Here is a 21,006-nt window from a genome sequence, read left to right on the forward strand (position 1 = left end):
ATGAACGCAAATGAACGCAAATGAACGCAAATGAACGCGAATAATCGGTCATTTGGCCCAGGCGACCAGCTCACCTCGCGATTAAGCACGGGATTGAACCCAACAATCTAATTTTATTTGCGTTTTTTGCGTTCATTTGCGGACAATCAATCTTTCCAGGTTCTAGCGCCGGCGCCCGGCTGGGCGGATCGGGCGCATGGCGGTGGTCCCACCCGGGGCCAAGCCAAACCCGGGGCGGCGCCGACCCTCCGGCGTCTGCCCAGTGCCGGCCGGCTGAAAGGCGGGGATCAGGTGGCGCTTGCCGTTGCCGATCAGGTCGGCGCGCCCCATGGCCTTGAGCGCCTCGCGCAACAGCGGCCAGTTCTCCGGGTCGTGATAGCGCAGGAAGGCCTTGTGCAGGCGCCGCTGCCGCGCGCCGCGCACCACACTCACCCGCTCGGCATCCCGGGTCACGCGTTTCAACGGGTTGACGCCAGTGTGATACATGGCCGATGCAATGGCCAGCGGGGTGGGCAGGAAGCCCTGGACCGCGTCCGGCCGGAAGCCATGTTTCTTTAGCCACAGTGCCAGGTTGAGCATGTCGAGATCGGTCGTCCCCGGGTGGGCGGCGATGAAATAGGGGATCAGGTATTGCTCCTTGCCCGCCTCCTTGGAGTATTTATCGAAGAGGGCCTTGAAGCGGTCATAGGCCCCGATGCCTGGCTTCTGCATCATGGCGAGCGGTCCGGACTCGGTGTGTTCCGGGGCGATCTTGAGATAGCCGCCGACATGGTGGGTAACCAGTTCCCGCACGTATTCGGGCGAGCGCACCGCCAGGTCATAGCGCAGACCCGAAGCGATCAGTACGCGCTTAACGCCAGGCACCTGGCGTGCCGCCCGATACAGTTGGATCAGCGGGCCATGGTCCGTATTGAGATTCGGGCAGATGGTCGGATAGACACAGGACAGTTTGCGACAGGACGACTCGATCGCCCGGTCTTTACAGGCGAGCCGCCACATATTGGCAGTGGGACCGCCTAAATCCGAGATGGTGCCGGTGAAACCCGCCGTGTGGTCTCGGACCTCCGCGATCTCGCGCAGGATGGATGCCGCGGAGCGGTTCTGGATGATCCGCCCCTCATGTTCGGTGATGGAGCAGAAGGTACAGCCGCCGAAGCAGCCGCGCAGTATATTGACCGAGAAGCGGATCATCTCCCAGGCCGGGATGGGCGCAGCACCATAGCCCGGGTGCGGACGGCGGCTGTAGGGCAGCTCATAGACCCGGTCCAGCTCCGCGGTGGTCAACGGGATGGGCGGTGGATTGAGCCAGACCGCCCGGTCGCCGTGAGCCTGGATCAGGGCGCGGGCGTTGCCGGGGTTGGTCTCCTGGTGAAAGACCCGCGAGGCATGGGCGTAGAGGATCGGCTCCGCGCGCACCTGCTCGAAGGAGGGCAGGCGCACCACGGTGTGGCCCCGATCCAGATGGCGGGGGCGACGGTGGAAGGTGATGGGGACGGCCGCGACTGGATCGGCCTGAACAGAAACATTCTCACGCCAAGACGCCAAGACGCCAAGGTCATTCAGTGCAGTATCGGCATCGGGCGAGGCATCCTGCGGGTGATCGGGAGCGCGCGGGACCAGCGTTGTTGTGCTTGGCGCCTTGGCGTCTTGGCGTGAGCCAATACGGGGGTTGGGAGCGGTCGCTTGTACGTGCGTACCCGCCTTGCTCGATTCGCACCCCGGCGGCGGCGCCGCATAGGGGTCCCGATGGGACTCCACCCGCCCCGGCTGGTCCAGGTGGCTGGAATCGATCTCGGTCCATCCCGCCGGCACCTCGCGCACCATGAAGCCGGTGCCGCGCACGTCGCGGATGGCGACGATCGGCTCACCCCGGGCCAGCCGGTGCGCCACCTCCACCACCGCCCGCTCGGCATTGCCGAAGATCACCAGGTCCGCCTTGGCGTCCACCAAGGCGGCGCGTCGCACCTTCTCCGACCAGTGATCGTAGTGTGCAATGCGCCGCAGGCTGGCCTCGATCCCACCGATGACGATGGGGACATCCTTGTACGCCTCGCGCGCGCGCTGGGCATAGACGGTCACCGAGCGATCCGGGCGCCGATCGGGGACGCCGCCCGGGGTATAGGCGTCGTCCGAGCGCGCCCGCCGATCCGCGGTATAGCGGTTGACCATGCTATCCATGTTGCCGGCGGTGATGCCGAAAAAGAGCGTCGGACGGCCTAGGCGCTGAAAGTCGGCCGCGCAGGTCCAGTCCGGCTGGCTGATGATGCCGACCCGAAACCCCTGCGCCTCCAACAGTCGGCCGATGATCGCCATACCGAAGGAGGGGTGGTCCACATAGGCGTCGCCGGTGACAATGATCACGTCGCAGGCGTCCCAGCCCAGCAGGTCCATCTCCGCCCGGGACATGGGCAATTCCGGGGCGACCCCGAGCTTGTGCGCCCAGTGCCGGCGATAGGAAAACAGATTGGGTGCTTGGTCCATGGTAACGGCTAGCCTATACACGGAAATTCGGCGCGGCAATCGCCGCCGGGGCCGATTTGGCTCATGGCCCGGGCAGGGCCAGTCCGCCATAAATTGCTGCCAACGGGATCTCGCCCGCGATGCTCGGCAGCCGCAAACACTCAGTGCCGCTCACGATCTGCGGCACCCAACCCTGGGCCCGCCGCCACACCTCGATGCGCGGCGCGTCGTGGGCGATCAGGACCAACTCCTCGAGCCCCGGGATGCGGCAGTAGGCCGGGGCCTTCTCCTCCCGGTCGCGCGGCGCGCTGGTCGCCGACAGGACTTCCAGGATCAACCGGGGTGCATCCAGAAAGTCCGGGTACTCCAGATCCTCATCGCGCCCGACCTGGAGGTCGGGATAGTAGAAGCGTTCGTCGCCCGCGCCCTGGATATGAACCTTGACCGTCGGGCGGAACAGGCGGTAGGGCGACCCCGTCAGTTGCTGCTGGAGCAGGCGGGCGAGACGCATACAGAGTTGGTCATGCAGCCGGCTGGCACCCACCAAGGGGACGCGCCGGCCATTGACATACTCGCTCCTCAGATCCGCGACCTTCTCGTTCTCCAGATAGGCAGCGACCGAGATCATCGTAAGTCCCTTCCACTGAGTGGCGGCTCGCGCCGATTGATTACCGTAAGAGGCGCGCCGGGAGCGCGGTCCAACTCTCCCTCCCCCCTCGTGGGGGAGGGCGGGGTGGGGGAACGGCCAAGGCGCCCGCCACTTTCATCGTTCGGGGTGGTGAGGGCGCCATGGCCGTTAGCCCAGCGAGGGCCCCCGCGAGACCACCGACAGGCTCCCCAGGTTGACGGTGCCATACTGGCTGCTGAAGGTGATCGAGGACCCATAGCCCTGTTGCTGGGAGAAGCCGCCGATCTGGTGGTCTTGGGTATCATAGACCCAGCACTCGCCGCCGGTGTCCACCGCCAACCTCCGGATATTGGCAAAATAGGCATATTTCACCTGATTCTGGGAGCCGGTGGCACTGGGCGAACCCAGCTCGGCCGGCCACCAGTTGGCGGCCGGGTCGGGGACGAACAGGCTGGACTGGCCCGGGGAGCCCCCGGCGGTCTGGGTCTGGTAGCCGGCCCCGCCCTGACTCTGCGACTGGAAGCTGCCGGAGTGAAGCAGGCCGGGCTGCCGGGCGAGGACGTCGGCGATCTCGCTGCACAGCGCGTCGACGCGGCCCTTGAGTGCGTGGTTGAACATGTCACCCAACATGATCATGCCGCCGCGCATCCACTGGCCGCCGCCGCCGAACTCCGGGTGGCCGAACTGGGCCATGGTGCCGTTGCCGTTGCGCACGGCGAACAGCAGGTGGGTGACGGCATCCACGCTGAAACCGTGGCGGTTAGCCAGTTCAGCGACGAGGCTCTGGCCTTCGGGGGTGAGTTGTTGCATGGGCGATAGTTCTAGTGGGGGCTGCGGATTGGGCACAGGCTATCACGGGGGCCGGTCGGACGTTGCGGCGCGTTGCGTGACCGTGAAAGTCGCCCCGGGAGCGGGCTCCGATGCTCCCTCCCCTCTTTGGGGGAGGGCGGGGTGGGGGAACGGCCAAGGCGCCCGCCACGTTCATCCTGGAAAGAGCAGTTGCCACCCCAAGGCGCCAAGCTCGCCAAGGCTTTTCAGTGCGTTATCAGTGTTGCGCCAGTCACCCGGAGGGTGATCTGGATAGTGGTTCTAACCGATTGTATTTCTTTGCGAGATTGGCGCCTTGGCGTGAGCAATCTGACGCTCAGGGCCTCAGGCCGCCTCCGGCTGCGCCGCGGGAACCTTGGGCGCACCGCCCATCAGCGCCTGCCGCACCAGCTCCACCCGCGCCTCAAGGTCCGTCGCGCGGGGCGCGGGGCCCAGCAGATACCAGGTGCGCAACAGGTCGGCGGCACCGCGCAGGCTGTCGGCATCTCCCTCGCTCATACGCTCGGCCAGCCGATCGACCTGGAGCCGCAGCCGCTCCTGCGCCAGGGCGGTGGGGGACTCCACCCCGGCGGCGATCTCCAACTCCAGACACAGTCGCTCGCGCCGCTCGGCGTTGGCCTGGCATTGGTCGCGCAACTGAGCCAGTCGCTCCGGATCGGCGGCGGCAGCCAGGGCGGCGCGCCAACGCCCGTCCAGGGCCTCCCGCTGGGGACGATCCGGCAGTTCCGGCAGACCGGCCCACGCCTGTTCGGCGGCCGCCAGGTCGACCGGGATGGCCGGCGGCTCCAGCAGGCCCTGCTCCAGGTCCTGGCACAGGGCCGCGCGGCGTAGCAGCAGGTCGAAAACCTGGCGCCCGGCGGTGTCCTCGAGTTCCTGACCGCGCGCGCGCAGCCGCTCGCACGCCGCTTGCCAGCGGCGGTTCAGGGCCGCGGTGGCCGCACGTGGCAGCGGCAGCGACTCACCCTCGCGCCAGCGGTGTTCGAGGTCGCGTAGTGCGGCGGCCAGCCGGCGCGGGTCGTCCGCGGCGACGGCACAGGCCAGGGCCTCGTCGCACAGTGCGGCGCGGGCGGCCACGTTGGCGTCGGCCTCGCCGCGCTGCGCCTGGTGCTGGGCGGCGCGGCGCTCGAAGACCGCATCGCAGGCGGCCCGGAAACTCTGCCAGAGGCGGTTTTCATCGCGCTGCCGGGCCGCCACCGTGGTGTGCCACTGGCGCTGGAGGGCCTTGGTCTCCTCGATGGCCGCGTCCAGGTCCGGCCGCTGCGCGGCCGCGCGCACCCGCTCGATCAGCTCCCGCTTGAAGGCCTGATTGCGCGCCCGCTCGGCGGTCAACCGCTGCTCCAGCGCGTCGCTCGCCTGCCGATACCGGCGCTCCAGCCGGCGGCGCTCGCGCGGCTCGCAGTGGCCGATCAGCGACCAGGCCTGCCGGACCTCGGTGCCCGCGCGCACCACCCGCTTCCAGTCCACCCGCTCCCAGTCGACCTGCGACAGAAAGTCCTCGAGCTGCCGACACACCCGCTCGCGGGCGGTGCGGTTGGCCTCCGCCTCCGCCGCCTGGGCCTGCAGCAGCGGCCGCACCCGCTCGGCGACGGCCGCGGTCCCCTGGTGAAAGCGCTCCCACAGTGCCTTGTTGGCGGGTGAACCGGCGCGGTCAACCTCCTGCCAGTCGGTGCGCAGGACGTGCAGGCGCTCGGCGACCGCCGCCAACGGCAGGTCCTGTTCGCGCAGGGTCTCGATGGCCACACACAGTGCCTCGCGGTGCTGGTCCGCGCCCCAGCGGCGCCAGTGTTGCAGGTCGCGCACGCGCGGCCCCAGTTCCCGCAGGCGGGCCTGGAGCTCGGCGGTCGCGCCCTTGGGCAGGCCGCTGGTCTGGATCAGGTCCAGGGCGGCCTGGAGACTCTGGTGAATGGGGTCGGCCTTCTTGAGCTCGCCGGCCTCGATCAGTGCCTGCAGGGCGTCGATGCGTGCCGGCAGCTCGGCCAGGCGCTGCTCGGCGTGGCGGCGCTGGTGCGTGAGGCGGGCCTCCAGACGCGCGGCCAGATCGGTGAAGGCGACGGCCGCCGCGTCCCCGGTGAGCCCCGCCGCCAGGGCGCCCCCCTGCTCGATCAGGACGCGGGTCTGGGCCAGGTCCAGCGGTTTGGACTCGGCGAGTACTTGCTCGGCCTTGGCAGTGGCGTGGCGCAGCCGCTCGGCCTGTCGCTGGCGCTCGGCCAGGGCCTGGACCGCGGCGGCGACCGCCTGCAGGTGCTGGTTGAAGCGCCGCTCCTGCTCGCGCTGTTCGCCGTCCGACGGTTCGCCCAGGGCCGCCCACGCGTCCGTCAGACGCGCCCCAGCCTCCTGCTGTGCGGTGGGGTCGAGTGCGGCGAGCCCCGCGGCCTCGGCGATCAGCGCCTCGCGCTGGGCCGCCAGGGCGGTGCGGGCCTCCTGGGCCGCGAGTTGGGCCGCGTTGGCGGCCCGATAGGCCTCATGGGCCGCGATGAAGCCCTCGCGGGCGGCGGCATAGCGCACCTGCCAGTCGGGTTGCGCCTGCGGCGCCACCTCGGCCCATTGGCGGTCCAGGTGCTCCAACAGCGCGCGGTCCTGGCTCCACTGCTGGAGGTGACCCAGGCGCTCCGCCCGCTCACACAGGTCCGCGCACAGCGCGCCGATCCGCAAGGGTTCCGCCTGCGCTTGCGCCTGTTGCCGCAGCTTCTCGCGCGCCGCGCGGTAGACCGCCTTGTCCTTCTTGCCGATCTGCCGGACCACCTGCTCCAGGCCGGCCCGGTCCTCGAGCCGGGCCACGGCCGCGCCCCGATTGGCCGCCGTGGGGTCACGCAGGGCGCAGTCCACCAGCACCGCGGGGTTGGCGATCCGCTCGATGGCGGCACGGCGCAGCGGCGCGTCCTGCCCGTCGCGGGCCAGGGACTCGACCAGTTGCGGGTCCGCCACCCCGGCGAACTCGGCGAGTCGCTCCTCCAGGGTCAGACCCGCCTGTTCGGTCCCCGCCAGCAGGTGGCGGTAACGGGTGGCGGCGAGCTCGCACACCCCCGCGTCACTGTCGCTCGCGAGGAGGTCGCGCAGTTGGGGGAGGCTCGCCAGGCGCCGCACCGCATCGCGCCTGACCGCGAGCGCGTTGTGTTCGCGCGCCAGCTCCGGAAGGTCTTCCGGGACCTTTTTCTTCCCCAGGGCCTGGCGCGTCTTGTTCAGCAAACGATCGAATAGCATCTGCGATTCTCACAGGGGCGAGCGGGCGGCCTGCCCGACGAACGGATTGGTCCGGCGCTCCGCCCCAAAACTCGACATGGGCCCGTGGCCGGGAATGAACCGCACGTCATCCCCCAGGGGAAAGAGTCGTTCGGTAATGGATGCGATGAGCGCTCGGTAGTTGCCCCGCGGAAAGTCGGTGCGCCCGATGGAGCCCTGGAAGAGCACGTCACCGACCTGTGCGAGCCGTCCTGCGGCATGGAAAAAGACGACATGGCCCGGGGTGTGCCCGGGACAGTGCAGGACTTGCAAGGTCGCCTCGCCCACCGCGATGGTATCGCCATGCTCCAACCACCGATCGGGCTCGAAGGCAGGCAGCGGCGGCACGCCGAACATTGCGCACTGCTGGTCCAGGGCCTGGATCAGGAAGGCGTCGTCCCGGTGCGGACCCCAAACCGGAATGCCCAGTTGCTCGACCAGGTCGGCGGTGGCGCCGACATGGTCCAGGTGCCCGTGGGTGAGCAGGATGCGCTCGGGCTCGAGCTTGAGCTCCGCCAGCAGGCGCAGGATGCGCGGCGCCTCGCCGCCGGGGTCGATGACCACGGCACGGCGGGTCGCGGTACACCACCACAGGGTGCAGTTCTGTTGGAAGGAGGTGACTGGAAGAATGCGGAAGTCCATGGCGGTCTCGCTGCGGCGCGCGGGCGGGTTGGCGGCCATGGTTCCACCCCGGGGCCGGGATGTCCAGACGCCGCCGGGGCGGTTCGCGTGTTTAGGGTCCGCGCGGGCCCCGGGATGGCCGCTGCGGCGGCGGGTCAGCCGTGTAGGATCCGGTAGAGGCGATCTTTGAGGACTAGGCGCTCTTTCTTCAGTTCTTCAATGGTCTCGTCGGCGACCGGGATGCCCAGCTCTTCGAGCTGACGCACGCGGGAGTCCAGATCGTCGTAGTCGTTCATCAGCTGCGCAAAGTCCGGGTTGGACGCGCGCAGGCCCTCGATCTTGCCTTCCAGCTCCGGAAATTCGTGCAGGAGGTTATGGGGTTCGCCAAGCATGGGGTCTGTTCCTCTTCGTGTGTGTGACGGCCGCGCAGCGCGGCGGTGAGTGGATGGTCTGGTCGAGCGAGCCGGCCGGCCGGCGCACGGCGCGCCTTGATATCCGCCGGCCGCCAACGTGCCCCGCTAGTTTAACCCTCGACCGAATAGGCGGAAATACCTTCATTGACACCGATCGCGGCGGGGGCCGTCCGCGAGCGGCGACTATTTGGTGTTCGCATCCATCTGTTTGATCACGTCATCGGTGATGTCCAGCGTCTTGTCCACGAACAGTAGGCCGCTCTGGTTGCGCTCGACGATCATGCCGAGCTTCTTCTGTTTGGCCACGGCATCCACCGCCTTCTGGGCCGGCGCCAGCACCTCTTCGCTGCGCTCCTGCCGCGCCTTCATCAGCTCCTGCTGCACGGGGGCGGCCGCCTTCTCGAAGGCGTCGATGCGTTTCTTGAGCTCGGCCTGCTTTTTGTCCAACTGATCCTTGCTCATCAGCGCGGCATCGCGCGCCAGCGCCGCCTGGGCCTGGCGGATGGACTGCTCCTGCTCGCCCAGCGGCTTGGCCTTGGGCTCGAAGTCTTTGCGCAGCTGCTCCTGAACCTTGATCCCAATCTTGCTCTTTTCGATGACCATATTCATGTCCACCGACCCGATGTCGGTGGCCTGGGCGGCGGCGAAGGGCATGGCCAAGGTCACCAGTAGCGCGCAACGAAGGCGACGATTTGACATGGTTAAAGCTCCTGGATTCAACAAGTAAGGATTAAGCGGGGCGCGGCGATCAAGGCGATCAGGGGCCTTGGCGGCGGCGCTGGGCGGACCCGGCCGAGCCTGCGCAGCGCGCCGACTGCCGGGGATTCTACCAGGACCGGCGCATGACCCCCATGCGGACGCGCTGCGGGCGGACGCGCCCGACGGCTTGCGTCGCGGGCGCCGCTATCGGATGCTCTGCACCCTCGGGGCCGCGCCGGCCCGCTATGACAGGTGGATGGCATCGTGGGTAACTCGCTCCAAGAGCAATTATTGAAGGCCGGTCTGGTCAGCGAGCACCGGATCAAGGAGACGCGCACCGACAAGCGCAAGAGCGTCAAACAACCCGGCGGGCGGGCCGCCGCGGCCAACGACCCGGCACGCCGGGCGGCTGAGGAGGCGCACGCCGAGAAGGCCCGCAAGGACCGGGAACTCAATCGCCGCCAGCAGGAGGAGGCGCAACAGCGCGCCCGCGAGAACGATATCCGCCAGTTGATCCACGCCCACCGCGTGGTCCGCGAGGGTGGCGACCTGGCCTATAACTTTACCGATGGTACGGCGCTCAAGCGGCTCTATGTGAACCGCGACCAGCACGCCCGGCTGGTCGACGGACGCCTGGCGCTGGTGCGGCAGGACGCCTTCTACGAGCTGGTCCCGGTGGAGATCGCCGTGCGCCTGCGTGAGTGGGACGCGAGCCTGGTGCTTGTACACAACAAGCCCACACCGCCGCCGGCCGCGGACGACCCTTACGCCGAGTTCCAGGTGCCGGACGACCTGATGTGGTGAGCGTCGGCCGCCCTGACCGCGTGTTCGGCGGGTCATGGAACTGATCGACACCCACTGTCACCTGGACTGCCCCGAGTTCGACCCGGACCGGGCGGCAGTGCTGGGGCGCACCCGCGCCGCCGGGGTGGTGGGGCTGGTGATCCCGGCCATCCAGCGCACGGGCTGGCCCGGGTTGCTCGCACTGTGTGAGACGGCCGCCGATCTGTATCCGGCCCTGGGGTTGCACCCGGTCTATCTGGACCAGCACCGGGATGCGGACCTGCCGGCCCTGGAACGGGCCATTGCGGACCACCGGGTGCTGGCGATCGGCGAAATCGGGCTCGACTATTTTGTCCGTGACCTGGACCGGGCGCGCCAGCAGGTGCTGTTCGAGGCGCAACTGGCGATCGCCCGCGCGGCCAATCTGCCGGTGCTGCTGCATGTGCGCAAGGCCCATGCAGAGGTGTTGGCGACACTCAAACGCAGCGGTGTGCGCGGGGGCATCGCCCACGCCTTCAGCGGTGGGGAGGCGGAGGCGCGCCGCTATCTGGACCTCGGCTTTGCGCTCGGTGTCGGCGGCATGCTGACCTTTGCGCGATCGACCAAACTGCGCGCACGGGCCGCGGCGCTGCCGTGCGACGCCATCGTCCTGGAGACCGACGCGCCGGATCTCACCGTCGCCGCCCACCAGGGCAGCCGCAACAGTCCGGAATATCTGCCGGATGTACTTGCCGCCCTGGCCCAGGTGCGGGGCGAAGACCCGGCCTGGCTGGCCGAGCGTACCAGCGCCACCGCCAGGCGCGTACTGGGGCTGCCGCGGACCTGACGCGCCCTCGATCCTGGAAAGGGCAGATCTCACGCGAAGCCGCGAAGAATGCGAAGGTATTTCTATGCGTGACCGTCATTGGCCTGGGCGCCCGCCAGGTGAACGACAAGGAACCTTTATGCTCTTGTTCTTCTTCGCGCTCTTCGCGGCTTCGCGTGAGGAAATGCCGAACTTAGGGTTAGAGACTGGCCGTGCCGGCAAACAGCAATGGGGAACACACAATGAAAGTTGGTATCATGGGGTTTGGAAAAACGGGGCGCGCGGTCGCCACCGTCCTGCTCGACTCAAAAAGAACGAATTTACAATGGGTGATCAGACGCTCGCATTTGCTCGAACATCGTTCGGTGCCTGAGTTCTTGGGCATTTATTCCGATGAGCCGGGCCTGATTTATACCAAGGACGAATTCACCGCCAGCGAGCTGCTCGACCAGCACCCGGTCGATGCCATCATTGACTTTTCATCCGTCAGCGGACTGGGCTATTATGCCGAGGAGGCGGCCGCGCGGGGCATCATCGTTATCAGCGCGGTCTCGCAGTATCCCGACGAACAGTTGGCGCGCTTGCGCGAGTTGGCCGAGCGCACCACGGTCATGCACTCGCCCAATATCACGCTCGGCATCAATTTCCTGATCATCGCCGCCAAGATCCTGAAAAATATCGCGCCTTTCACTGACATCGAAATCATTGAAGAGCATTTCAAGACCAAGCCGGAGGTGTCCGGCTGCAAGACTCCGAGGCCCAGATCCTCGAGGCCAACAACAAACCCTGGTGGAAGTTCTGGGAAACCTGATCCTCGCCATGCCTAAGCGCTGCGTCCTGTGCCTGTCGTTGCTGCTCGCCGCCTGCGGGCCGAGCGAGACCGCCGGCCCGCCGACGCTGCGCTGGTATGTCTTCAAGGAACCCTCGGGCGCCTTTGCGCAGGCCGCGCAGCGCTGCTCGGCCGCCTCCCAGGGCCGCTATACCATTGCGCTTTCCGACCTGCCGGCCGACGCGGACCAGCAGCGCGAGCAACTGGTCCGGCGCCTGGCCGCCGGCGATACCGACCTCGACCTGATCGGGATGGACGTCATCTGGACCGCCGAGTTCGCCGAGGCCGGCTGGATCCTGGCCTGGCCGCCGGCGCTCGCCGGGCAGGTGGTTGACGGGCGCATCAAAGGCCCGGTGGCCAGCGCCACCTACCGCGGCCAGCTCTGGGCCGCCCCCTTCACCACCAACATCCAGTTGCTCTGGTATCGCACCGACCGGGTCGGGGACCCGCCGGCGACCTGGGACACACTGATCCAACGGGCCGAGGGCATTGGCGACGGCGGCCGCATCGAGATCCAGGGCGAGCGCTACGAGGGGCTGACGGTGTTCTTCGTCTCGCTGCTCGCCTCGGCCGGCGGGAGCGTACTCGACGCCGGCGGGCGGGCGCCCTCGTTGGCGCCGGAACCCACCCGCCAGGCCCTGGCACTGATGAAACGGCTCGCCAACTCACCGGCCGCCGACCCCGCGCTCGACACCAGCCGGGAGGATCACACCCGGCTCGCCTTCGAGCGCGGCCATTCCGCCTTCATGGTCAATTACAGCTATGTCTGGCCGAGCGCGCGGGCCAACGCACCCGCGGTGGCCGAGCACATGGGCTGGGCGCGCTGGCCGCGGGTCGACCCGCAACGCCCGAGTCGCGTGGCCATCGGCGGCCTCAACCTGGGGGTGGCCGCCCATTCGCGTCACCCGCAACTGGCCTTCGCCGCCGCCACCTGCCTGGTCTCCGTGGAGAATCAACGCCTCGCCGCGCGCCTGGGCGGGTTGCCGCCGACCACGGCCGCGCTCTATGACGACCCCGAGCTGCGCCGCACCTTCCCCTTTGCCGAGGTCCTGCGGGCGACCCTCGAAGACGCGGTCCAGCGGCCCCAAAGCCCGGTCTATAGCGACATCTCGCTCGCCATCGGCCGGACCCTGCATCCGCTGCGCGACATCGACCCGGAACGCGATGTCGAGCGGCTGCGCCGTGCCGTCGGCCGCGCGCTGCGCTCGGAGGGGCTGTTATGAGCGGCGCCCGCCTGGACGAGCGCCGGCTCGGCCTGCTGCTGTGTAGCCCGGCCATCCTGGCCATGCTGCTGGTCACCGGCTATCCGGTGTTGTATGCACTCTGGCTCTCACTCTTTCGCTATGACCTGCGCTTTCCTGCGGAGCGCGCCTTCGTCGGCCTGGCCAATTATGCGAGCGTATTGAGTTCTGAGGTCTGGTGGCGCGCGCTGGCCAATACCGTCCTGATCACGGTGGGCTCGGTGACCATCGAGTTCCTGCTCGGCTTCGCCCTGGCGCTGGTCATGCACCGCACCCTGTTCGGCCGGGCCGCGGTGCGCGCCGCCACGCTGGTGCCCTATGCCATCATCACCGTGGTGGCGGCCCTGGCCTGGCGCTTCGCCTTCGACCCGACCAGCGGCTTCGTCGGTGGCCTGCTCGGGCTCGATCACGCCTGGCTGTCGGAGCGCTGGTCGGCCTTCGTCGTCATCATCGCCGCCGAGGTGTGGAAGACTACGCCGTTCGTCGCGCTGCTGCTGCTGGCCGGCCTGACCCTGGTACCCCCCGACTTGCTGCGCGCCGCCCGGGTGGACGGCGCCTCGGCGTGGCAGCGGCTGTGGCACATCACGCTGCCGCTGATGCGCCCGGCCATCCTCGCGGCGCTGCTGTTCCGCACCCTCGACGCCTTCCGGGTCTTCGACTCGGTCTATGTGTTGACGCGCGGCGCCCAGGACACCGAGTCGGTCTCCATCCTGGCCTATCAGGCACTGATCGTGCGGCTCAATCTGGGGCTGGGGGCGGCGGTCGCGGTGCTGATCTTCCTCGCGACCCTGGGGATTGCGCTGCTGTATCTGCGCGCCTTCCGCTCCGGCCTGACGGGGCGTGACTGGGGCGGACCGGCGTGAGTGGCCGTCCGCGCATTGCACGCCCGCCACTCACGGAGTGGCTCTTTTGGCGCTTCACCGTGGTGGTGGTGGTCTGCTATGCGCTCCTGCCGGTGGCCTGGCTGCTGTCGCTGTCGCTCAAGCCGGCCGGCGATCTGGCCGACGGGCGCCTGTTTCCCCGCACCCTGAGCCTTGAGCATTACGCGGCCGTCTTCCACGACCCGCAGTTCCCGGCGGCCCTGGTCAATTCGCTCGGCATCGGGCTGATCGCGACCCTGATCTCGGTGGCGATCGCCACCCTTGCGGCCTATGCCATCGTGCGGCTGCGCTTCCCCGGGCGGCGGCTGGTGCTGGTCGCGGCCCTGGCGGTCGCCATGTTCCCGCCCATCGCCATCGTCGGCCCGCTGTTCGATCTGTGGCGGGGGCTGGGGCTGTTCGATACCTGGGCCGGGCTCATCATCCCCTATATGACCCTGACCCTGCCGCTGGCCATCTGGACCATCACCGCCTTCTTCCGCGCACTGCCCTGGGAGTTGGAGCGGGCCGCCCGGGTCGATGGGGCCACGCGGCTGGGCGCCTTCCGCCTCGCGCTCCTGCCGCTGGCCGCGCCCGGGGTCTTCGCCTCGGCCATCCTGGTGTTCATCTTTGCCTGGAACGATTTTCTGTTCGCCGCCTGTCTGACCTCCACCGGCGCCTCGCGCACCGTCCCCGTGGCGATCACCTTCTTTACCGGCAGTTCCCGCTTCGAGCAACCCATCGGCGCCATCGCCGCCGCCTCGGTGGTGGTGACCATTCCGGTGGTGCTGCTGATCCTGCTGTTCCAGCGCCGTATCGTCGCCGGCCTGACCGGCGGTGCAGTCAAGGGGTGAGCGACCAAGATGGCTGAGATAACCCTCGAGCGGGTAAGCAAACAGTTTGCCGACGGCGCGACCGCCGTGCGGGAGGCGACCTTCACCGTCCACGACGGCGAGCGCTTCATCCTCGTCGGCCCCTCCGGTTGCGGCAAATCGACCCTGCTCAACCTGATCGTGGGCCTGGAGGAGCCCACCGGCGGAGAGATTCGCCTGGATGGCCGCTCCCTGCGGGGTGTCGACCCCAAGGACCGCGACATGGCGATGGTGTTCCAGAGCTATGCGCTCTATCCGCACCTGAGCGTGGGCGAGAACCTGGCCTTCCCCTTGAAGCTGGCCGGTCTGCCCGCGCCCGAGATCGCGGCGCGGGTGGCGGAGACCGCCCGCTTGCTGGTCATCACGGATCTGCTGGGGCGCAAACCGGCGAACCTCTCCGGCGGCCAGCGTCAGCGGGTCGCCATGGGGCGGGCGATCGTGCGCCGCCCCAAGGTCTTTCTGCTCGATGAGCCACTGTCCAATCTGGACGCCCAACTGCGGACCCTGATGCGCGCCGAACTGATCCGGCTACAGCAGCGGCTCGGCACCACCACCCTCTATGTGACCCACGACCAGACCGAGGCGATGACCCTGGGCGATCGGGTGGCCATCATGCGCGGCGGGGCGATCGAGCAGATCGGCACCCCGCGTGAGCTCTATCACCGACCCGCCAACCTGTTTGTGGCCGGATTCATTGGCGCGCCGGCGATGAACTTCCTGCCGGGGCGCCTCACCGCCGATCGGCTCGTCCTGCCGATGGCCGAACTGCCGCTGGATAGCGCGCAGCGGGCGCGGATTGGGGGTGCGAACGGTCCGGTGATCGTCGGTCTAAGACCGGAGCAGTTGGAACTGCCCAGCTCCGACCGCGCGGCGGTGTTCGACTGCACCGTCGACCTGGTCGAATGGCTGGGCGCCGAGGTCTTCGTGCATCTCGACCTGGGGCCGTCGACCCTGGCGCTGCCGCCCGCCCTGGCGCAGTTGACCGCCGACCGGCCGCGACCCATCGCCCGGCTCGATCCAGCGGCGGCAGTGACCGCGGGTCAGCGGCTCTCACTCACGTTTGAGCTCTCAGCGCTCCACCTCTTTCACCCGGATACCGGTGCTCGCCTGCCTGAGCGGGCCTGATCGTCGCTGCGGGCAAGGGTCGTCGCCTCAGCCCGTCGCGGCCTGGGGGCCGCCATGCCGCGGCTGGACAGATGAAGTCCTTGCAGGCCGCCTGCAACGCCACACCGTTGATCTTGCGGAACTCCGCGATGGTGCGGTAGCTGGGGGTCAGGCTCTCCAGCAGCCAGATGAGCTCCAGATTGCGGCGGCACTCGCGCGCCAGACGCCGCGAACTATGCACCCGATCCACGTCGCCGGCGATGTAGAGCTTGAGCAGGGCCCTCGGGGCGAACGCCGGCTGGCCGCAGCGCAGCGTCCCGCCCGCGTTGCTGAACCCGAGCAGTTCCAAACGGACAGTGTACCCCAGACGCCGACCACGTTCCGAATACTTTCACAATCTCTGGAGCGGTGTCACGAGAGTGGGGCGCGCAGCGGTGTCACGAGGGCGGGGCGCGCAGCGGTGTCATCAGCGCGGGCCGCGCGCGCCGATCACGTCACCAGTAATGCCCGATGCTTCTGGCGCAGCTTCGCCAGCTTGGGCGAGATCACGGCCTGGCAATAGCCCTGGTTGGGGTTGCGGCGGTAATAGTCCTGGTGACAGTCCTCGGCTGGGTAGAAGGTCGGGGCCGGGGCGACCTCGGTGACGATGGGGTTGTGCCAGACGCCCTCGCGCGTCAGGTGGGCGATCAGGTCCTCGGCAATCGCGCGCTGTGCCTCGCTGTGCCAGAAGATGACCGAGCGGTATTGGCTCCCCACGTCGGCGCCTTGGGCGTCGAGTGTGGTGGGGTCATGGACGGTGAAAAAGACCTCTAAGAGCGTCCGATAGTCGATCAGTGTATTGTCGAAGGTGACCTGGATCACCTCGGCATGGCCGGTGCTGCCGGTACAGACCTGCCGGTAACTGGGGTTCGGCTGGGGGCCGCCGGCGTAGCCGGAGACCACCGCCTGGACCCCTCTCAGGCCCAGAAAGGCCGCCTCCACACACCAGAAACACCCGCCGCCCAGGGTTGCCGTCTCGCTCGCCATCGCTCCTGTCCTCTCACCGTGTTGTTTTCTGTCAGGTGCCGGTGCGGCACACGCAATTCAATCGACGGCTGGCCGCGGGCCGCCGCCGACTGGCACAATGTGGCCCCGCACCGCCCCGGAGTACACCATGGAATTTGATCTGATCGCCACCCAGGGCCTGGCCCGGCGCGCCCGTCTGCGTTTCCCGCGCGGCACGGTGGAGACCCCCGCCTTTATGCCGGTCGGCACCTACGGCACGGTCAAGGCGATGACGCCGGAGGAGCTTATTGCACTGGGCGCACAGATCGTGCTCGGCAACACCTTCCATCTGATGCTGCGCCCCGGGGTGGAGGTGATCCGCCGCCATGGGGACCTGCACCGCTTCATGCACTGGGAAGGCCCCATCCTCACCGACTCCGGCGGCTTCCAGGTCTTCAGTCTGGGGGAGTTGCGCCAGATCGCCGAGGCCGGGGTGCGCTTCAAATCGCCCATCGACGGCAGCCCGGTGTTCCTGGGGCCGGAGGAGTCGATGGCCGTGCAGCGCGCATTGGGGTCGGACATCGTCATGATCTTTGACGAGTGTACGCCCTACCCCGCCGATCTGGAGACCGCCCGCGCCTCCATGGAGTTGTCGCTACGCTGGGCGATCCGCTCCCGCGCGGCCCACGGCGACAACCCATCGGCGCTCTTCGGCATCGTCCAGGGGGGCATGCACGAATCGTTGCGCGAGCGCTCGCTCGCCGGCCTCACGCAGATCGGCTTCGACGGCTATGCCATCGGCGGGCTCTCGGTGGGCGAGCCGGAGGAGGACCGCTTGCGGGTGCTGGATTTCCTCTCCGATAAACTCCCGACCGACCGGCCACGCTATCTGATGGGTGTCGGCACCCCGGAGGACATCGTCGCCGCGGTGTGCCGCGGTATCGACATGTTCGACTGTGTCATGCCCACGCGGCATGCCCGCAACGGCTGGCTCTTCACCCACCAGGGCACGGTCAAGATCCGCAACGCCGTACATCGCACCGACCCGGGCCCCCTGGACCCACTGTGCGACTGCACCACCTGCCGCAACTACAGCCGGGCCTATCTCTATCATCTGGACAAGTGCCACGAGATCCTGGGCGCCCGGCTCAACACCATCCACAATCTGCACTATTACCAGACCCTGATGCGGGGTCTGCGCGCCGCCATCGCGGCCGGGACGCTCGAGATGTTCGTTGCAGAATTCCGGCGCCTGCGCGCCGCAGGGACCTCCGGCGCGTCGGACGCTTGACTAAGACGCGGTCCACCATGACCTGAGGAGCTTGAGCGAGTACGATTGGACCAGGCCGCAGCGCCGCCGCCCAGAGGGAGAGGGGGAAGTGGAGCGCGCCCCCGGCGCGACTTTCACGGTAACGACACAGTACGAGATGCGTATGCGCCCAACCCCTGAAATCTTACGCCTGGCCTATCGCGACTTCGCCCATGAGCGACGCATCTCGCTGTGCTTCGTGCTGGCACTGATGGCGGTGTTGGCGCCGTTGCTGATCCTGTTCGGGCTCAAGTTCGGGCTGGTCGATACCCTGGCCCAGCGGCTGGTCCAGTCCCCCACCAACCGGGAGGTCCAGCCGGTGGGCAGCCGGGAATATGAACAGGCCTGGTTCGACCGGATCGGCGCCCGGGCGGACGTGGCCTTCCTCATCCCCAATACCAGGCGCATCGCCGCGAGCCTGAGCCGGGTGCTGAACCCGGCCACCGGGCACGACCTGCGGGTGCTCTCCATGATCCCCAGCGGGGCGGGCGACCCGCTGCTCGCCGAGGGCATGAAGGCGCCGACCGGGCTCGCCGAACTGGTGCTGTCCGCCAGCGCCGCCCGCAAGCTGGGGGCCCAGCCAGGCGACCACCTGGTCGCGCGCATCGACCGCCGGCGCGAGGGGCGTGACGAGAATGCGGTGTGGGAGGTGGTCGTCACCGGCGTCCTGCCGGAGGGCGCGCTGGGGGAGGAGGCGGCACTGGTCCCGCTCGCCTTGTTGGTCGCCACCGAGGACTATCGGGATGGCTCGGCGGTGCCGGCGCTGGGCTGGGAGGGTGCCGCCCCGCGCACCGGGCCACGCCGCTTCGCCCGCTTCCGACTCTATGCGGCGAGCATCTACGCGGTGGCCGGGCTGGCCGCAGACCTGGCGGCGGACGGCGTGGAGGTGCGCACGGCGGCGGTGGAGATCGCCGCCATGCAGGGACTGGACCGCAATCTCTCGCGCGTGTTCTGGCTGATCGCCTTGATCGGCAGCCTCGGCTTCCTCGCCTCGCTCGCGGCCAATCTGCTGGCCAACGTGGAGCGCAAGCGCCGGGAGTTGGCGGTGGTCCGCTTGATCGGCTTCCCCACCCGCAGTCTGATCCTGTTTCCAGTCGCTCAGGCGGTGTTGGTGGCCCTGCTGGGTGCGGCGACTGCGCTACTGGCCTATCTGCCGGTGGCCGTGGCGCTCAATTCCTGGTTTGCCGACAGCCTGCGTCCCGGTGAGTCGATCTGTCGGCTGCTGCCATCCCATCTATTGCTCGCACTCACCGCGACCCTGCTCGGTGCCGCCGCGGCGGCCGCCTGGGCCGGGTGGCGCGCCGCGCGCATTGCACCCGCTGAAGGCTTACGCGATATTTGAAGGAGTGATTGTCCGCAAATGAACGCAAATAAACGCAAATTAGGACTTTGGCGGTCGCACCGACCAACCCGTCATGCGACCTATTCGGCGGCACCTGGTCTGGATTGGCCAGGCATCGCCGCACGGCGTCCGCCGACGGATGGCCTGAATGAACATGCGAAAATCAAAAGATCGCCGTTCGCCATTCATTTATTTGCGTTCATTTGCGTTCATTTGCGGACAATCGTCGTCCTTGGCCTCATCACCACTGCGTGGCTGCCCCTGCTCCAGGCCCGCGCCGAGCCGCCGGCACCCACCGCCCCACCGGCACCGACCATCACCTGGCCCGAGAAGCTCTACAACCCGGCCCCGGCGACCGGGGACCTGATCCTGCCGCTCCCCTGTGGGGGGGCCATGGCCTTTCGGCCGGTGGAGATACCGGGTGCCGGCCTGCTGGACGATCGCCCGGTGGAACTCGGGCAAAGCGAGGATGCGCGCGGCTATAAGGAGGGCCGGCGCCTGAGTCACCTGGCCGGGGCCTTCAGTGAACAGGGTGGCGCCTCCCGCCGCTATTACATCGCCAAATACGAGACCACTCGCGACCAATATACCGCACTCACCAAAGAGGCCTGCCCGACGCCATCGATGCGCGGGCGCCTGCCGGTAACCGGCGTGACCTGGTTCGACGCGGTGGACTTCTCCCGCCGCTATACCGAGTGGCTGCTCACCCAAGCCCCCACTGCCCTGCCGCACGAGGATCAGGAGCCGGGCTTTCTGCGCCTGCCGACGGAGGAGGAATGGGAGTTCGCCGCCCGCGGTGGCCTGGCAGTGGACGAGGCGGACTTCCTCGCGCCCGTGTTTCCCATGCCGGAGGGTGACTTGGCCCGTTATGCCTGGCACGAGAGCAGCGGTTCGGCGTCCGGCGAACTGCACCCGACCGGACTGCTCAAGCCCAACCCATTGGGGCTCTATGACATGCTTGGCAATGCGGCCGAGATGACACTCGCCCCCTTCCATCTGGACCGGCGTGGCCGCTCCCATGGTCAGCCCGGGGGCTTCGTCAGTCGCGGCGGGGACTATCTGACCCCGCCGGGCCAACTGGGCAGCGCCGTGCGGCAGGAGTACAACTATTTCAATGCCACCACCGGACGAGCCAAGTCACTGGACAGTCTGGGGTTCCGCCTGGTGGTCACGGCCCCGGTCATCGTCTCGTCGGGGCGCTTGGAGGCGATCAAGGAATCCTGGTCAGAGCTACCGAGCCTCAATGGGACGGGTGACGTGCGGGCGGACTCGGACAAGGCCCTGGCCGAGCTGCAGGCGCTCGCGCAGAAGACCCAGGACGAGGCCCTGCGCACCCGCCTGGAACTCATCCAGCGCAACGTCGAGCAGGCCAACGCGGGAGTCAATGAGGCGCGCGAGCGCACCGTCCGCGCCCTGCTGCGGATGGGCGCCTTCATGGGCAAACGGGTGGTCACCGACGGTAAACGCGCCGAGGTGCTGCGGGGTCTGATGGGCCTGGCCCAGAGCAACTTCGACACCTTCAGCCAGCAGGCGAAGGGGGCTCGCAATGGCGCCAAGCTGGTCGCCGAGGCGCGCGCCGCACTCACCGAGAAGATGGACAAATGGAACGGCATGCTCGCCGAGATCGAACAGGCGATGGCCAATAGCCTTTCGTATTATGGCGACATGGTCGTGATGGTCGGGCGCGACTACAACGCGGCCGAGATCGAGAGCCAACTCAAGGTGGTCGAGGCCGAATTGCAGGCCAAGGACAACGCCTACCTGATCCCTTATGCGGCACTGTTCGCCCGCCACCTGGCGGATTACCGCACCAGCGGGGCGGCCGACAAGTCGCGCTGGCAGACCGAGCTGCTAAAGCTCGATCCCGGCCCCTAGTGCTGCAGAGTGAAAATTCTGGCACCGCTTGCGGGCTGTGTTCGTTATCATGCTGAACACGTCAACTTCCCGCTGCTTGAGTTTGTTCGCCATGCCCCTTTGCACCGCCGCCCCCGTGGATATCACCGAGAAACAAC

The 21,006-nt window shown here is 68.1% G+C and carries 19 protein-coding genes; 10 read left to right on the forward strand and 9 right to left on the reverse strand.

Annotated features, from left to right (window positions below; all coding sequences use genetic code 11):
- Positions 1–162: 162 nt before the first annotated feature.
- From QZX93_RS22520 to QZX93_RS22550, 7 genes are all read right to left on the reverse strand, one after another.
- A complete protein-coding gene (locus tag QZX93_RS22520; RefSeq protein ID WP_295385947.1) occupies positions 163–2,481 on the reverse strand; it encodes a YgiQ family radical SAM protein in 2,319 nt (772 codons plus the stop codon).
- Between the two features lie 61 nt (positions 2,482–2,542).
- On the reverse strand, positions 2,543–3,088 hold the full coding sequence (locus tag QZX93_RS22525) for a Uma2 family endonuclease (RefSeq protein WP_295385950.1): 546 nt from the start codon (positions 3,086–3,088) through the stop codon (positions 2,543–2,545).
- Positions 3,089–3,256: 168 nt separating this feature from the next.
- Positions 3,257–3,898 carry an SHOCT domain-containing protein gene (locus QZX93_RS22530; RefSeq protein ID WP_295385953.1) on the reverse strand — a complete coding sequence of 214 codons (642 nt, stop codon included), beginning with the start codon at positions 3,896–3,898 and terminating at the stop codon, positions 3,257–3,259.
- A gap of 342 nt (positions 3,899–4,240) precedes the next feature.
- A complete protein-coding gene (locus tag QZX93_RS22535) occupies positions 4,241–7,117 on the reverse strand; it encodes a DUF349 domain-containing protein (protein ID WP_295385956.1) in 2,877 nt (958 codons plus the stop codon).
- A gap of 9 nt (positions 7,118–7,126) precedes the next feature.
- Positions 7,127–7,777 (reverse strand): MBL fold metallo-hydrolase, encoded by a 651-nt coding sequence (locus QZX93_RS22540; protein WP_295385984.1) that lies wholly within the window; start codon positions 7,775–7,777, stop codon positions 7,127–7,129.
- A 134-nt stretch (positions 7,778–7,911) separates the two neighbouring features.
- Positions 7,912–8,148 carry a YdcH family protein gene (locus QZX93_RS22545; protein ID WP_295385959.1) on the reverse strand — a complete coding sequence of 79 codons (237 nt, stop codon included), beginning with the start codon at positions 8,146–8,148 and terminating at the stop codon, positions 7,912–7,914.
- 204 nt (positions 8,149–8,352) lie between these two features.
- Positions 8,353–8,868, reverse strand: coding sequence for an OmpH family outer membrane protein (locus tag QZX93_RS22550; protein WP_295385962.1), 516 nt, complete (start codon positions 8,866–8,868; stop codon positions 8,353–8,355).
- A 264-nt stretch (positions 8,869–9,132) separates the two neighbouring features.
- Between QZX93_RS22550 and QZX93_RS22555 the strand changes: the two genes are divergently transcribed.
- From QZX93_RS22555 to ugpC, 7 genes are all read left to right on the forward strand, one after another.
- On the forward strand, positions 9,133–9,672 hold the full coding sequence (locus QZX93_RS22555; protein WP_295385964.1) for a DUF2058 domain-containing protein: 540 nt from the start codon (positions 9,133–9,135) through the stop codon (positions 9,670–9,672).
- Positions 9,673–9,706: 34 nt separating this feature from the next.
- Complete coding sequence (locus QZX93_RS22560) at positions 9,707–10,477, forward strand: TatD family hydrolase (RefSeq protein ID WP_295385966.1); 771 nt, start codon at positions 9,707–9,709, stop codon at positions 10,475–10,477.
- A gap of 221 nt (positions 10,478–10,698) precedes the next feature.
- A complete protein-coding gene (locus tag QZX93_RS22565) occupies positions 10,699–11,283 on the forward strand; it encodes a hypothetical protein (RefSeq protein WP_295385968.1) in 585 nt (194 codons plus the stop codon).
- Positions 11,276–12,508 (forward strand): ABC transporter substrate-binding protein, encoded by a 1,233-nt coding sequence (locus QZX93_RS22570; RefSeq protein WP_295385970.1) that lies wholly within the window; start codon positions 11,276–11,278, stop codon positions 12,506–12,508. The genes QZX93_RS22565 and QZX93_RS22570 overlap by 8 nt, the downstream gene beginning before the upstream one ends.
- A complete protein-coding gene (locus QZX93_RS22575; protein WP_295385972.1) occupies positions 12,505–13,389 on the forward strand; it encodes a sugar ABC transporter permease in 885 nt (294 codons plus the stop codon). Before QZX93_RS22570 ends, QZX93_RS22575 begins: the two co-directional genes overlap by 4 nt.
- Positions 13,390–13,403: 14 nt before the next feature.
- Entirely contained in the window at positions 13,404–14,237 is an 834-nt protein-coding gene (locus tag QZX93_RS22580) for a carbohydrate ABC transporter permease (protein WP_366761021.1), read from the forward strand.
- Positions 14,238–14,246: 9 nt separating this feature from the next.
- Positions 14,247–15,380, forward strand: a complete 1,134-nt coding sequence (gene ugpC / locus QZX93_RS22585; RefSeq protein ID WP_295385976.1) for a sn-glycerol-3-phosphate ABC transporter ATP-binding protein UgpC — start codon at positions 14,247–14,249, stop codon at positions 15,378–15,380.
- On the opposite strand, the gene QZX93_RS22590 is transcribed toward ugpC, so the two are convergent.
- Positions 15,310–15,708 carry a transposase gene (locus QZX93_RS22590; RefSeq protein WP_295385978.1) on the reverse strand — a complete coding sequence of 133 codons (399 nt, stop codon included), beginning with the start codon at positions 15,706–15,708 and terminating at the stop codon, positions 15,310–15,312. The two genes, ugpC and QZX93_RS22590, sit on opposite strands and share 71 nt — an antisense overlap.
- 140 nt (positions 15,709–15,848) lie before the next feature.
- Entirely contained in the window at positions 15,849–16,385 is a 537-nt protein-coding gene (msrA, locus tag QZX93_RS22595) for a peptide-methionine (S)-S-oxide reductase MsrA (RefSeq protein ID WP_295385980.1), read from the reverse strand.
- Between the two features lie 127 nt (positions 16,386–16,512).
- Between msrA and tgt the strand changes: the two genes are divergently transcribed.
- The 3 genes from tgt (at position 16,513) to QZX93_RS22610 (ending at position 20,869) form a co-directional block, all read left to right on the forward strand.
- On the forward strand, positions 16,513–17,634 hold the full coding sequence (tgt, locus tag QZX93_RS22600; RefSeq protein ID WP_295385981.1) for a tRNA guanosine(34) transglycosylase Tgt: 1,122 nt from the start codon (positions 16,513–16,515) through the stop codon (positions 17,632–17,634).
- Between the two features lie 142 nt (positions 17,635–17,776).
- Positions 17,777–18,994 (forward strand): FtsX-like permease family protein, encoded by a 1,218-nt coding sequence (locus QZX93_RS22605; protein ID WP_295385982.1) that lies wholly within the window; start codon positions 17,777–17,779, stop codon positions 18,992–18,994.
- Between the two features lie 213 nt (positions 18,995–19,207).
- Positions 19,208–20,869 carry an SUMF1/EgtB/PvdO family nonheme iron enzyme gene (locus tag QZX93_RS22610; RefSeq protein ID WP_295385983.1) on the forward strand — a complete coding sequence of 554 codons (1,662 nt, stop codon included), beginning with the start codon at positions 19,208–19,210 and terminating at the stop codon, positions 20,867–20,869.
- The last annotated feature ends 137 nt before the right edge of the window (positions 20,870–21,006 follow it).

The organism is uncultured Thiodictyon sp. (assembly GCF_903946935.1).
In the GTDB taxonomy this organism is placed as follows: Bacteria; Pseudomonadota; Gammaproteobacteria; order Chromatiales; family Chromatiaceae; genus Thiodictyon.